This is a genomic window from Pseudomonas azerbaijanoccidentalis (genome assembly GCF_019145495.1).
GTDB lineage: Bacteria > Pseudomonadota > Gammaproteobacteria > Pseudomonadales > Pseudomonadaceae > Aquipseudomonas > Aquipseudomonas azerbaijanoccidentalis.
Genome location: NZ_JAHSTU010000001.1, coordinates 1,352,170 through 1,365,994, shown reverse-complemented (window position 1 = coordinate 1,365,994; position 13,825 = coordinate 1,352,170). Strand labels below are relative to the sequence as shown.

Here is a 13,825-nt window from a genome sequence, read left to right as displayed (position 1 = left end):
TTTAATGCATTGGATCGATATCACAGGGGCTGGCATAAGTACACGCCTGTCTTCTCGTCGTAGCTTGCCATGACCAGCCAACCGTTCATCTCCAGCGCCTTCACCCGCACCATTCTCAGCCACGCCCAGCAGTCGGGTTTGTGTCGCGATCAATTGCTTGAACGCGCCGGCATTTGCCTGTCGTGGCTGGACGGGCAGGGGCTGCACGTTCCGGCGCACCTGGTCGAACAGTTGTGGAGTGAGTGCGAGCGACAGGGTGCGGGCGCAACGTTTGGCTGTGAACTGGTCAACGGCATGGCGACTACCAGCCTGCAAGGCTTGAACATTTTGCTGGACTCCGCCGCGACCCTTCGCGCCAGTCTGGCGTGTTTCACCGAGTACCTGCCCCGTGTGACCAATTACGTGCAGGCGCATCTGGAAGAGGTCGATGGCCAGGCCCGCCTGCACTTGCGCGGGGTTTATCAGGCACCGCATTTTTTCGGTCTGGATGCGGCGACATTGAGCCTGGTACGCAACATCGCCCGACGGCTGGGGCGGGCGCCGGGTGAGGTGTTTGTCGGGGTGACGTTGACGCCGGAGCAGGCGGCTGGCGAGTGGTTGCGCAGTGTCGGCATCAAGGTGTCGCGCGGTCCGCATCCGTGCCTGTTGATGGCGCTGGACACTCTTGATGAGCCGTTGCTGGGGGCTAATCCGTTTTTGCATCAGAGCATGTTGCGGCATTGGCAGGTTGAAGCTGCGCAGCATGTTCGCAGTGACAGTCTGGAGTTGGCGCGGCATTGGTTGACGGCGGGGGATCAGCCGATCGAGCGGATTGCCGAGCGGCTTGGGTATCGGCAGCCGAGTAATTTTATTCGGGCGTTTCGTAAGCACTTTGGGATTACGCCGAAGCAGTTTCGGTTGGGGCTGTAATTGACCGTTACCGCAGCAACGGATATGTACGCTACCAAAAAGCTGCAACCCAGAACCCCAGGATGATTGCTTTTTGTCAGTCATCGCTTGCGTGTCATCAAAGCGCCTCAGGCACCGTGACCAGGCTGAGCAAACCTGACCGGAGCCTAATAATGATAAAAAAACGCTCGGCCACCGCCACAGTCCGCCAACGACTGCATCGGCCTGGCCACACCCGCCCGCAACCTCTTGCGCTGGCGATCATTGCCGTATTGACGGGACCCGCCTGTGCGACCACGTTCGACATCAACGAAGACTGGAGCCTGTCGACCAAAACTACATTGAGCCTGGGCAGTAGCTGGTCGACCCAAGGCCCCGACAAAAGCCTGATGACCCGCGCCAACGCCTTTCAGGCGCAAGGCGTGCAGGCCAATGGCACCAGTGTCAGTGCCGACGATAACCGGCTGAATTTCGAGAAGGGCGATCCCATCTCGCAGGTGTTCAAGGGCCTCACGGATTTCAGTCTCGATGGCCAGGGCCAGGGCGCGTTCATACGCTTCAAATACTGGTACGACCACGCCTATGAAACCCGTCAGGGGCGGTTCAAGGATTTCGATGATTCAGGCTGGGACGACCTGTCCAAGTTCAAGGGTTTCGAGATGCTCGACGCTTACGTCTGGAAAGACTTCCAGATCGCCGAGCACCCCTTGAGCGTGAAAGTCGGCAACCAGGTGTTGTCCTGGGGCGAGTCGCTGCTGATCCAGAACGGCATCAACGTCATCAACCCACTGGACGTCTCGGCGTTCAACCGCCCGGGCGTGGAGATCAAGGAAGGGCAGTTGCCGGTGGAGATGGTCTCCTTCAGCTTCGGCCTGACGGACACCACCAACCTCGAAGGCTTCTACCAGTACAACTGGCGGCCCAGTGTGCTGGATGGTTGCGGCACGTTTTTCGCCAGCAGCGATGCGATCCAGAAGGGCTGTGGGCCGTTGTACCTGAGCCAGGTGTTGACCGATCAACAGATGCAGGCCAGCGGTTTGTATGCCCCTTCGCGGGGTAACGAATCGCCGTCCGACAACGGTCAGTTCGGCTTTGCCTTGCGCCAGATGATCCCGGCGCTGAACGATGCCGAAGCGGCGATTTATTTCATCAACTACCACTCGCGCCTGCCGTATTTCACCCTCGATGCGAAGAACACCGCCGTGCGCGGTACGTTCCCCGGCGGTGTTCAGCCGCCGACGTATGCCGCGGCATTTCCCGAAGATATTCGCCTGTACGGCATCAGCCTCAACGGTGTCGAGCCCAACACCGGAATCTCGCTGGCCGGTGAGGTGAGCTACCGGCCGAACATGCCGTTGGCGATCAACGCGCCGGACATCAACGTCGCGGTGATTACCGGGGCGGCGGGCAGTTCCTGGGTGCAGTTGCCGACCGGTTTCAACATCAACCGTGGCGACCGTTACGACGGGTGGGAGCGCAAAGGTGTCTGGCAGGCGACGGCATCGGCGACGCAAGCCATCGACAACGTGTTGGGGGCTACGCGCCTGAGCCTGTTCGGCGAGGCCGGTGTGGTGCACATCGACGATCTGGGCGACGAGCGCTTGGGCCGCAACGCCGCGTTCGGTCGCAGCTCGACGCGCAACGGCACGCCGTGCAACACCGTGGCGTCGGGTGTGACCAATCAATACTGCACCGACAAGGGGTTCGCCACCGATTGGTCGTGGGGTTATCGCCTGCGCGCCAGCCTGGAATACAGCGATGTGCTGCCGGGTATCAACCTGATCCCGGCGCTCAACTGGCGGCATGACGTCGAGGGTTATTCCTACGATCCGCAAGGGCCGTTCCAGGAAGGTCAGCAAGCCATGGGCGTCAGCCTGACCGGCACCTACATGAACGATTACAGCGTGGAACTGGCCTACAACGCCTTCTTCGGTTCCAACGACTACAGCACCCTCGACGACCGCGACTTCGCATCCGTCAGCTTCAAGGCAGACTTCTAAGGAGAACCATTATGCGTATGCAATTGTGCGTGCTGGCCCTGGCCTGCACCGTGGGCCTGGCTCAGGCCAAAGGCACCGACTCGGCGGCCCTGGGCAAAACACTGACACCCATGGGATCGGAAATGGCGGCCAATGCCGACGGCACTATTCCGGCCTGGACCGGAGGCCTTGCCGCCAACGCCGGTACAGTCGACAGCAAGGGCGGTTACAGCGATCCGTATGCCGCCGAAAAACCGTTGTTCACCATCACGGCGAAGAACGTCGCGCAGTACGAGAAATTTCTCAGCCCGGGTCAAGTCGCCTTGTTCAAGCGTTTCCCGGACAGCTACAAGATGAACATCTACCCCAGCCACCGCAGCGCCAACCTGCCCAAGGAAGTGCTCACGGCCAGCCGAGACAACGTCGCCAAGACCAGCATGGCCGACGGCGGCAACGGCTTGCACGACTATGCGCGGGGTATTCCGTTTCCGCTGCCCACCGAAGGCCTTGAGGTGATGTGGAACCACATGACCCGTTATCGCGGCGGCAGTTACGAGCGCATCAGCAGCGCCGCGCTGGTGCGTGAAAACGGCGCCACCAGTTATGTGCGCAACCAGTCGCTGATCAACTTCGCCGACACCGTCGGCGGCCTGGAGGCAGGTTCCAACGTGTTGTTCATGTTCAAGAGCCGTGTACTGGAACCGGCGCGTTTGTCCGGTGAAGCAGTGCTGGTGCATGAGCCGATCGACCAGGTCGCCGAGCCGCGTTCGGCGTGGCAATACCTGCCGGGCCAGCGTCGGGTGCGTCGTGCACCGATGATCGCCTATGACAACAGCGCCCGTTATAGCAATGGCTTGATCACTGCCGACAACATCGACGGCTACAACGGTGCGCCGGACCGTTTCGACTGGAAACTGGTGGGCAAGCAAGAGCTGTACATCCCGTACAACAGCTACAAGATCGGCAGCCGCGACATCAAGTACGACGAGGTGATCAAGCCCAACCATGTCAACCAGGATCTGGCCCGTTACGAGAAGCATCGGGTGTGGGTGGTCGAAGCCACGCTCAAGCCGGATGCCCGTCACATCTACGCCAAGCGTCGGTTCTATGTCGATGAGGACAGTTGGCAGATCGCCCAGTCGGACCAGTACGACAGCCGCGGTGAACTGTGGCGCAGCGGTGAACTGCATGCGATTCAGCAGTACGACCACGGCTTCACCTACACCGTGCTGGAAACCTCCTATGACCTGATTTCCGGACGCTACTACGCCGGTGGCCTGGCCAACGAAGAGACCGAACCGATGCGCGTCGGCTTCGCCGCCAAGACCGATGACTACACCCCGTCGGACCTGCGGCGCTGGGCGAAGTAACCCAGTCATTACTGACACATCACTCCCTGTAGGAGCTGCCGCAGGCTGCGATCTTTTGATCTTGATCTTGAAAAATCAAAGTCAAAAGATCGCAGCCTGCGGCAGCTCCTACAAAGGAATGCGGTTTCACATTGGTTAGGAGATCAACCGTGCGCTACTGGATATCCGCTCTGGCCCTGGGCGCAAGCCTGGGCTCCGCTCACGCGGCAACCCTCGATCAGCAGCAGGCCAAGGCGCTGGCGCAAGAGGCTTATGTATTTGCCTACGCCACCGTCGAGCACGACAAAGTGCTCAGCGCCATCGCCGCGAAGCTGCCGTTCAACCGTCTCTACAGCGAGCCGCGTTTGCTCGGCCCGCAAGACAACAAAGTGGTGTCGCCGAACAACGACACGTTCTATTCCCGGGCCTTGCTCGACCTGCGTGCTGAACCACAAGTGCTGCAAGTGCCGGTGGTGAAAGGGCGCTACTACAGCTTTCAATTGGTCGACATGCGCACCGACAACCTCGACTACATCGGCACCCGCGCCACTGGCGATCAGGCCGGGCGCTACTTGATCGTCGGGCCGGACTGGAAGGGTAAAGTGCCCAGCGGTTTCAACGCGGTGATTCGTTCACCCAGTCGCCTGGTGTTTTTGCTCGGGCGCACCGAGGTCAAGGGTGAGGCGGATCAGAAAGACGCCGCGCAGTTGATGTCCGGCTATGTCCTGCAATCGCTGTCCAGCGTCACCGGTTCTGTGGCGCCCGCCGCGCTGCAACCGTTGCAACTGCCGACCTACCAGGACACTAAACAGGGTCCGGCGCAGGCGCTGTTCAGCACCTTCAACGCGCTGGCGCCATTGCATCAATGGAGTACCCGCGAACAGAAAAAACTTGAGCGCTTTGCGGCCATCGGCGTGGCGCCCGGCGCGGTATTCCAGGCGCCGGCAGACCTGAGCGAAGCCATCACCCAAGGTGCCGAAGCCGGGCGAGAGCAGGTGCGCACGGCGTCCAGCCAGATCTCGGTGGAGCAACAAGGCTGGCTGCGTTCACCGACCAATGTCGGTAAATTCGGCGACGACGACCTGACGCGCGCCGCAGTGGCCTGGCGCTACATCTACGCCAACGACCCGGTGGAAGCGGTTTACCCGATGGCGCTGCACGATGCCCAAGGGCAGTTGCTGGATGGCCGGCACGCCTATCGATTGCATTTCGCGGCCGGGCAATTGCCGCCGGTGAGCGCGTTTTGGTCGCTGACGCTGTATGACGGCAAGACGCAATTGCTCGCTGCCAATCCGATCCAGCGTTACGCCCTGGGTGATCGCAGCCCAGGTTTGCAGTACGACGCCGATGGTGGCCTGACCCTGATTCTGCAACCCGACGCCCCCGCGCAGCACAGCAACTGGCTGCCAACGCCTGAAGGTCCTTTCAACTTGCTGTTGCGCCTGTACCTGCCCAAGGGCGGGGTGCTCGATGGCAGTTATCGTTTGCCCACCATCGCGAGGGTCGAACCATGAACATGAATGTCAGCCGCCGCCATGTACTGGGTGGCATGGGCGTATTGGGCGGTGGCCTGATGCTGCCGCGTTGGTTGCTGGCCGCCGGTGCCGATGACCTGCGAGCGATTGCCCGGGATGCGTGGATCTACGCCTACCCGATGCTCATGCATTATCAGACCATGGAAAAACAGGCGCTCGATCCGGCCGCGCCGGCGTATGTCGGTGGCTTCAATCGCTTTCGTCACTACAGCGAGTTGTATACGCCGAACAACCGCGAAATCGTCACGCCCAACAACGACACGCCGTACTCCTGGGCCTGGCTCGACCTGCGCAGCGAGCCGCAGGTGCTCAGCGTGCCGGCGGTCGATGCCGATCGCTACTACGTGCATCAACTGGTCGATCAATACACCCACAACTTTGCCTACGTCGGCGTGCTGAGCACTGGCCGTGAAGCGGGGGATTACCTGATCGTCGGGCCGGGCTGGCAAGGTGCGACGCCGAACGGAATCAAGGCAGTGCTGCGCAGTGAAACCGAGATCGTCATGGTCCTGGGCCGTACCGGCCTGAAAAACGCCGAGGACTTGCCCGCCGTGCGTGCGTTGCAGCAGCAATACCGTTTGCGCGCCTTGCATGAGTATATCGGCAGCGCGCCGCCGCTTGCCGCGCCGGCGATTGCCTGGCAAGCGTGGGACAGCAAGACCGGTTTGGGGCCAAGGTTTATTGCCGCGTTGAATCAGATCCTCTCACTGTGCCCGACGCATCCATCGGAGCAGACCTTGCGCGAACGCTTCGCCCGGATCGGCATCGTGCCCGGTCAAGCATTCGATGTGGCAGCGATGTCTGCGGAAGTGCGGGGGGCTTTGCTCGCCGGGATTGCAGATGCGCAGCTACAACTGCAAACGGCAGTGACTCAAACGCGCACCACGCTGGGGCTGTTCGGTACTCGCGAAGCCTTGCACGGCAATTACCTCAACCGAGCCGTGGCGGCGAACATCGGCATCTATGGCAACAGCGTCGAGGAGGCGTTCTACACCGGCGCCCGGCTCGACAATCAGGGCCAACCGCTGCAAGGCGGGCGCGGTTATCGGCTGCGTTTTGCACCGGGGCAACTGCCACCGGCGACTGAGTTCTGGTCGCTGACCCTGTATGACTTGCCGGATCGGCAACTGGTCGCCAACTCGATTGACCGTTATTGCTTGAGTAGCCGCGATGCGTTGCAGGCGGATGCAGACGGCGGCTTGACGCTGGTGATGCAGCCGTCCGCACCGCAAACATCGAACAACTGGTTGCCGACGCCGGCCAGTGGCGCGTTTACCGTGATCCTGCGGTTGTACGGACCCAAGCAAGAGGTGATCGAGCAGCGTTGGCGGATGCCGGTGGTTGAACAAGTCTAGAAACAAAAGATCGCAGCCTGCGGCAGCTCCTGCAGGGAAAAGCATTCCAATGTAGGAGCTGCCGCAGGCTGCGATCTTTTGATCTGGCTTAAGGCGTAACGATATTGAACTGCGGCGCAAACGTATCAAGGCTGCTCATCAATTCGCCAAGCTTCTTGCCATTGCCTTGCAGCTTGACCAAGCCTTTCTGGATCGCCGTCGGGAAGTCCAGTTGCTTGAGGCTGATCTGCTCCAGGGTGGCCTTGCTCATGCTCACACCGGCGTCGGCCTGCGGGCTGAGGCCGGCTCGGTGGGTCAGTACGCCGTTGCGCAACGTCAGGGTGAAATCCTTGTTCGGGTCTTCGAAGGTCCAGTTCAACGTCATGTCGTGGCCCACGGCTTTTTCGCTGTCCAGGCGAATGGCGAGGAAATCGAAGAACATCTCCGGACTCATCGCTCGCACCATGTCCGCCGACACCGAAGTGCCGGCATGGGGCGGTACGCCGTTGCGCAGTTCCATGGCACCGGTCAGGTACATGTTGCGCCAGGTCGCGTTTTCGCTTTGATAACCCATTTGTTCCAGTGTTTCGGCCTGGGCTTTGCGCGCCTCGCTGTTGTCCGGATCACTGAACAGCAACTGATTACCCAGTTGTGCGGCCCAGCGGTAATCACCCTTGGCCATCGCAGCGCGCATTTTCTCCAATACCGCGGCGCCGCCGCCCATGGCCTCGACGCTGCGTTTGGCGGTTTCCACCGGTGGCAACGGGTTGAGGTTGGCCGGGTTGCCGTCATAAAACCCCAGATAGCGCTGATACACCGCGCGCACGTTGAAACTCAGCGAACCGTAGTAACCCCGGGTGTACCACTTCTGGTCGAGGCTGCCCGGCAGTTTCTTGATGGCGTCGGCGACTTCCAGCGGCGTCATGCCTTGGTTGAGCAGGTGCAGGGTACGGTCGTTGAGGAAGGCGTACATGTCGCGCTGGTCAGCCAGGAACGTGCGGATGCGTTCACCGCCCCAGGTCGGCCAGTTGTGCTGGGCGAACAGCACGTCGCTCTTGTCGCCGTAACGCGCCAGGCTGCTGTCCAGGTACTGCGACCAGGCCTTGGCGTCACGCACTTGCGCGCCACGCGGGGTGAGGATGTTATGCATCATCTGCGTGGCGTTTTCCGCCATGCACAAGGCACGCAGCTGCGGCAGGTACAGGTTCATTTCCGCTGGCGCTTCGGTGCCCGGCGTGAGCTGGAATTCCACGTCGAGGCCGGCGATGGTGCGGGTCTCCAGCTCCTTGTCGATCAGGTCGGTGGGCGGGATCAGCGTGACCGTGCCGCCACTCGGCGAGCTCTTGCCCAGGCCTGCGTCGACCTGGCCGTGATCACCACGAGGCAACAGGCTACCGAACTGGTACTGCGCCCGGCGGCTCATGGCGTTGCCGGCGAACACGTTTTCACTCATCACGTGTTCCATGAAACCGACGGGGGCGAACACCTTGACCTTGCCGGCCTTGACGTCGGCCTCGTCGATCACTCCGCGCACACCGCCGAAGTGATCGACGTGGGTGTGGCTGTAGATCACCGCCACCACCGGTTTGCGTGGGCGATTCTGGTAGTAAAGCTCCAGCGCCACCTTGGCGGTTTCGGTCATGGTCAGAGGGTCGATGATGATCAGTCCGTCGTCACCTTCGATGATGGTCATGTTGGCCAGATCGAGTCCGCGTACCTGATAGAGCCGTGGGCTGACTTCGAACAATCCGGCATGGGTGCTGAGTTGCGCCAGGCGCCAGAGGCTCGGGTTGACCGAGTCGGGGGCCTGGTCCTTGGCGAGAAAGTCATAGGCTTGCACGTCCCAAATGACCTTGCCGGCGGCGTCCTTGACCTGGCCCTTGAACGGCGCGATCAGGCCCTTGCTGACCGACTCGTAATCGGTGCGGTCGCTGAAGGGCAGTTGTTGCAACACCGCCGCGTTGTTGGCGGCGGTTAGCGCGCTGGCGGCGACCGGTGCATCGGCGGCAACCACCGATTGCGTCAGGCAGGCGGTGATGAGGCAGGCGAGCAGGCCACGAGGGCTCAAAGTGAAACGAGGCATGGAGTCTCCGCTTTTTATCATTATGGTTAGACCAGCCTCGAGGGTAGGGCGTCGCCGGGGAGTGGCGGTTATCGTCAACGGACAAAAACCATGCAGGCCCGCTATCCTTGGCCCACGCTTATCGAACGGGTTCTGCCATGCTCGAAGTCCACGGTGTCTTCAAAAGCTTCGCCACACCGCAAGGCCCGTTGCCGGTGCTGCAGGGTGTGGACCTGACCTTGAAACCCGGCAGCAGCCTGGCGCTGATGGGCGAGTCGGGCAGTGGCAAAAGCACCTTGCTGCACCTGATCGCCGGGCTGGACAAGGTCGACCGTGGCACGATTCGCAGTGGCGAACATAGGCTGGAACAGATGAACGAAGGGCAACTGGCGAGCTGGCGACGCACTGAGATCGGCCTGGTGTTCCAGCAGTTCAACCTGATCGGCAGCTTGCGGGTGGAGGACAACCTGGCGTTTCAGGCGCGTCTGGCCGGCCGTCATGACCCGCGCTGGCAAGCGCATCTGGTGCAGCGCCTGGGGCTGGGCGAATTGCTCAAGCGCTATCCGGAACAACTCTCCGGCGGCCAGCAGCAGCGGGTTGCGCTGGGGCGGGCGCTGGCCTCGCAGCCGAAACTGTTGCTGGCTGACGAACCCACCGGCAGCCTGGATGAAACCACCAGCGCCGAGGTGTTGAGGTTATTGCTGGAACTGCTCGATGACAGCGCCACGACCTTGTTGATGGTCACCCACAGTCCCGGCGTTGCGGCGCAACTGGCAGAAAAAGTGGTGCTGCACGGTGGTCGTCTGGCCGGTGTGGACGGGCGCTGAAGTGCGCATCTTCGGCGAAACCCTGCGAGCGCTGCTCAGCCACTGGCGACAGCACCCGGTGCAGTTTTTCAGCGTGCTGACCGGGCTGTGGTTGGCCACCAGCCTGTTGACCGGTGTGCAGGCGCTGAACAGCCAGGCCCGCGACAGTTACGCCCGCGCCAGCCAGTTGATCGGCGGTGAACCGCAGGCCAGCCTGAGTGCAACCGCAGGCGGCACCTTTCCTCAGCAATGGTTTGTCGATTTGCGACGAGCAGGTTGGCCGGTATCACCGGTGGTGCAGGGGCGAGTGACACTCAAGGGCCATGAGGCGCAGCGTCTGCAACTGATGGGCATCGAGCCGGTGTCGCTGCCGACCGGTTCGCCAGTGGCGGGGCAGGCGTTGGCGATCGAACAGGTTGTCGAGTTTTTCACGCCTCCGGGTCGTACCTGGATTTCACCGTCGACCTTGCAGGTATTGGGCTTGCGCGAAGGCGAGCAGCCTTCGAGCGTCAACGGCATGCGCTTGCCACCCTTGCAGGTGCAAGCCGATATGGCCCCCGGGGTGCTGCTGGTGGACATCGGGTTTGCCCAGCAGATTCTCGGCTTGCCGGATCAGCTGTCGCGCTTGCTGTTACCCAAGGATTTCACGGCGCCGTTGCCCGACGCTTTCAAGGGCACGTTGCAACTCACCAGCAGCGGTGAAGAAAACAATCTGGCGCGCCTCACCGAAAGCTTTCATCTGAACCTCACGGCATTGGGCTTTCTGTCGTTCGTGGTCGGGTTGTTTATCGTGCATGCCGCCATCGGTCTGGCGCTGGAGCAGCGCCGCGGTTTGCTGCGGACAATGCGCGCCTGCGGGGTCAGTGCGCGCATGTTGATTACCTGTCTGGCGGTCGAACTGGGCGGACTGGCGTTGATCGGCGGACTGGCCGGGGTCGTCAGCGGCTACCTGTTGGCCGGGGTGCTGCTGCCGGATGTCGCCGCCAGCCTGCGCGGGCTGTATGGCGCCGAAGTGGCGGGGCAGTTGAGCCTCAGTCCGCGGTGGTGGTTCAGCGGTATCGGCTTGAGCCTGCTGGGCGCTTTGCTCGCCGGGGCCAATAGTCTGTGGCGGGCGTCGCGCTTGCCGTTGCTGGCGCTGGCCGACCCACAGGCGTGGCATCAGGCGCATGCCCGCTGGCTGCGGCGCCAGGGCTGGATCGCGGCGCTGGCTTTGGTGGTCGCTGGGTTGGCGTTGATGTTGGGTGACAGCCTGATCAGCGGATTTGTCCTGATGGCAACGCTGTTGGTCGGGGCGGCACTGGCGCTGCCGGTGGTGCTCAACGCGCTGCTCAACCTGCTGCTGCAACGCAGCCGTTCGGTGCTCGGCCAGTGGTTTCTCGCCGATTGTCGCCAGCAATTACCGGCCCTGAGCCTGGCGTTGATGGCGCTGTTACTGGCACTGGCGGCGAACATCGGCGCCGGCAGCATGACCGCCGGTTTTCGCCAGACGTTCAGCGACTGGCTCGAACAACGGCTGACCGCCGAGCTTTACCTCAACCCGCAAAACCCCGCGCAGGCCCGGGAGCTGTATAGCTGGTTGCAACAGCAACCGCAGCTGACGGCGGTGTTGCCCAACTGGCAAGTACCGATTCAATTGCAAGGCTGGCCGGCGGATGTGTTCGGGGTGATCGATCACCCGACCTATCGTCAGCACTGGCCGCTGCTGGAAGCCTTGGGCGATAACCCCTGGGTGCATTTGGCGACGGATGATGCCGTGATGCTCAGCGAACAACTGGCCCGGCGTTTGAAAGTCGGGTTGGGCGATCACTTGCCGATGACGACGCCCAATGGCCGGTGGTCGCCGCGTATCGTCGGGATTTACGCCGACTACGGCAATCCCAAGGGACATGTGCTGGTCAACTTCAAGCATCTGCTGCGCGGCTGGCCGCAACTGACGCCCAATCGATTCAACCTGCGTATCGAGCCGGCGTTGATCGCGCCTTTTGTGCAAACACTGCAAGCACGCTTCGCGCTGGAAGACAGCCGCATCGTCGATCAGGCCCGGCTCAAGGGCTGGTCCACGCAAGTCTTCGAACGCACCTTCGCCGCCACCGCCGCGCTCAACAGCCTGACCTTGTGTGTGGCCGGCGTGGCCTTGTTCATCAGCCTGCTGACCCAGAGCCAGAGCCGCCTCGGCCAACTGGCGCCGCTCTGGGCGCTGGGCGTGACGCGACGGCAATTGATGCTGCTCAATCTCGGGCAGACTTGGTTGCTGGCGGTGCTGACACTCGTGCTGGCGTTGCCGCTGGGCATTGCGTTGGCCTGGTGCCTGGACACGGTGATCAACGTTCAGGCGTTCGGCTGGCGCCTGCCGCTGCGAGTATTTCCGTTGCAGTTGTTGCAGTTGATGGGGCTGGCATTGCTGGCGACGATGCTGGCGTCGGCCTGGCCGTTGTATTCGTTGTATCGCACGCAACCGGCGGACTTGCTGAGGACGTTTGCCCATGAGGATTAAGCTCACCGTGTGCCTGTTGGCATTGACGTTGGGCGGTTGCGATCAACCGGCGCCAACGGAAAAAGGCTTCGCCGGGCTGGGCAACCAAGCGACCGCCTTCACGCCGGTAGTGCCTGGCCGGGCATTCAGCTTTCCGGCGGATCACGGCCCCCACGACGGTTTTCGCATCGAGTGGTGGTACGTCACCGCCAACCTCAAGGACGAGCAGGGTCAGGAATTCGGCGCGCAGTGGACGTTGTTTCGCAGCGCCTTGAACGCCACCCCTGAAGTGCCTGGGTGGGAGAACCAGACCATCTGGCTCGGGCATGCGGCCGTGACGTCGGCGACGATGCATCACGCCGCAGAACGTTATGCCCGGGGTGGCATCGGGCAGGCGGGTGTCAGCCTGACGCCGTTCAATGCGTGGATCGATGATTGGCGTTTCAGCAGTCAGGCGACGGCTGAAAACCCGTTGGCCGACCTGCAACTCATCGCGCGCGACAAAGCTTTCAGTTATCAATTGCGGCTGACCTCAACGCGTCCGCTGGTGCTGCAAGGTGACAAGGGGTTCAGCCAGAAATCCGAGCAAGGCCAGGCCTCGTACTACTACAGCCAGCCGTTTTTCAAGGCCAGCGGCACCTTGGAAATCGATGGCAAGCCGCATCAGGTTAGCGGTCCCGCCTGGCTCGACCGCGAGTGGAGCAGCCAGCCCCTGACCGCCAACCAGACCGGTTGGGACTGGTTTTCCCTGCACCTGGACAGTGGCGAGCAAGTGATGCTCTATCGCATGCGGCAAAAGGACGGGGAGCCCTATCTGACCGGCACCTGGATTGACGCCCAAGGCCAGACACAGTTGCTGCACGCCCGCGACATCCGCCTCACACCCCAGGACACCGCCAACGTTGCCGGACGCCGGATGCCGGTGCGCTGGTCGATCCAGATCCCCGACAAACACCTCGACATCGTCATCAACGCCCTCAATCCCGAGGCCTGGATGGATTTGCGCATCCCTTATTGGGAAGGCCCTGTGCGGTTGAGCGGCAGTCATGCCGGGCAGGGTTATCTGGAGATGACCGGGTATTGAGTCGGAACTCTCGGTGAAGCGCAGGCCTCCTAATCAATAAGCCCTTTGACTGGAGCCTGCCATGCGCGAAGACCTCACACCGCCTGATCTTGACGACTGGCAGCGCCTGTTTGAAGACCAGGCTTACTGGCAACAATCGCCTGATGCTCATTACATGGATTTGCAGCGCCTGGCTGACGACTTGTTGGGGCAGGGCGCCATTGACCTTCAACAGTGGCAGGACTTGCGGGCCCGGGCGGAGCAATCACACAAAGACTCACCGGCCATCAACGTCGCCCGGGAAGTTGACGACCCTGAAGCTTGAGGACATCGGCC

General features: G+C 61.9%; 10 protein-coding genes. 9 read left to right on the top strand and 1 reads right to left on the bottom strand.

Going from position 1 to position 13,825, the window contains the following annotated elements; genetic code table 11:
* Positions 1-69: 69 nt before the first annotated feature.
* The 5 genes from KVG88_RS05885 to KVG88_RS05865 all read left to right on the top strand — a co-directional run bounded on the left by KVG88_RS05885 (position 70) and on the right by KVG88_RS05865 (position 7,106).
* The gene (locus KVG88_RS05885) at positions 70-909 is read left to right on the top strand and encodes an AraC family transcriptional regulator (RefSeq protein ID WP_217870652.1); all 840 of its coding nucleotides are present in this window, start codon (positions 70-72) and stop codon (positions 907-909) included.
* Positions 910-1,061: 152 nt separating this feature from the next.
* Positions 1,062-2,888 (top strand): DUF1302 domain-containing protein, encoded by a 1,827-nt coding sequence (locus tag KVG88_RS05880; protein ID WP_217870651.1) that lies wholly within the window; start codon positions 1,062-1,064, stop codon positions 2,886-2,888.
* Between the two features lie 11 nt (positions 2,889-2,899).
* Positions 2,900-4,237, top strand: coding sequence for a DUF1329 domain-containing protein (locus KVG88_RS05875; RefSeq protein WP_217870650.1), 1,338 nt, complete (start codon positions 2,900-2,902; stop codon positions 4,235-4,237).
* Positions 4,238-4,386: 149 nt separating this feature from the next.
* Positions 4,387-5,730, top strand: a complete 1,344-nt coding sequence (locus KVG88_RS05870) for a DUF1254 domain-containing protein (protein WP_217870649.1) — start codon at positions 4,387-4,389, stop codon at positions 5,728-5,730.
* Entirely contained in the window at positions 5,727-7,106 is a 1,380-nt protein-coding gene (locus KVG88_RS05865) for a DUF1254 domain-containing protein (RefSeq protein ID WP_217870648.1), read from the top strand. Before KVG88_RS05870 ends, KVG88_RS05865 begins: the two co-directional genes overlap by 4 nt.
* Before the next feature lie 88 nt (positions 7,107-7,194).
* Here KVG88_RS05865 and KVG88_RS05860 read toward each other — a convergent pair whose 3' ends face one another.
* Entirely contained in the window at positions 7,195-9,168 is a 1,974-nt protein-coding gene (locus tag KVG88_RS05860) for an alkyl/aryl-sulfatase (RefSeq protein ID WP_217870647.1), read from the bottom strand.
* A 137-nt stretch (positions 9,169-9,305) separates the two neighbouring features.
* On the opposite strand from KVG88_RS05860, the gene KVG88_RS05855 reads away from it, so the two are divergent.
* The 4 genes from KVG88_RS05855 (at position 9,306) to KVG88_RS05840 (ending at position 13,814) form a co-directional block, all read left to right on the top strand.
* On the top strand, positions 9,306-9,974 hold the full coding sequence (locus KVG88_RS05855) for an ABC transporter ATP-binding protein (RefSeq protein ID WP_217870646.1): 669 nt from the start codon (positions 9,306-9,308) through the stop codon (positions 9,972-9,974).
* A 1-nt stretch (position 9,975) separates the two neighbouring features.
* Positions 9,976-12,447, top strand: a complete 2,472-nt coding sequence (locus tag KVG88_RS05850) for an ABC transporter permease (RefSeq protein ID WP_217870894.1) — start codon at positions 9,976-9,978, stop codon at positions 12,445-12,447.
* On the top strand, positions 12,437-13,510 hold the full coding sequence (locus KVG88_RS05845) for a lipocalin-like domain-containing protein (protein WP_217870645.1): 1,074 nt from the start codon (positions 12,437-12,439) through the stop codon (positions 13,508-13,510). Before KVG88_RS05850 ends, KVG88_RS05845 begins: the two co-directional genes overlap by 11 nt.
* A gap of 61 nt (positions 13,511-13,571) precedes the next feature.
* Positions 13,572-13,814 carry a hypothetical protein gene (locus tag KVG88_RS05840; RefSeq protein ID WP_150704855.1) on the top strand — a complete coding sequence of 81 codons (243 nt, stop codon included), beginning with the start codon at positions 13,572-13,574 and terminating at the stop codon, positions 13,812-13,814.
* The last annotated feature ends 11 nt before the right edge of the window (positions 13,815-13,825 follow it).

Coding starts and splice junctions, on each gene's coding strand:
- KVG88_RS05885 (WP_217870652.1), top strand. CDS start 70: ATGACCAGCCAACCGTTCATCTCCAGCGCCTTCACCCGCACCATTCTC.
- KVG88_RS05880 (WP_217870651.1), top strand. CDS start 1,062: ATGATAAAAAAACGCTCGGCCACCGCCACAGTCCGCCAACGACTGCAT.
- KVG88_RS05875 (WP_217870650.1), top strand. CDS start 2,900: ATGCGTATGCAATTGTGCGTGCTGGCCCTGGCCTGCACCGTGGGCCTG.
- KVG88_RS05865 (WP_217870648.1), top strand. CDS start 5,727: ATGAACATGAATGTCAGCCGCCGCCATGTACTGGGTGGCATGGGCGTA.
- KVG88_RS05860 (WP_217870647.1), bottom strand. CDS start 9,168: ATGCCTCGTTTCACTTTGAGCCCTCGTGGCCTGCTCGCCTGCCTCATC.
- KVG88_RS05855 (WP_217870646.1), top strand. CDS start 9,306: ATGCTCGAAGTCCACGGTGTCTTCAAAAGCTTCGCCACACCGCAAGGC.
- KVG88_RS05845 (WP_217870645.1), top strand. CDS start 12,437: ATGAGGATTAAGCTCACCGTGTGCCTGTTGGCATTGACGTTGGGCGGT.
- KVG88_RS05840 (WP_150704855.1), top strand. CDS start 13,572: ATGCGCGAAGACCTCACACCGCCTGATCTTGACGACTGGCAGCGCCTG.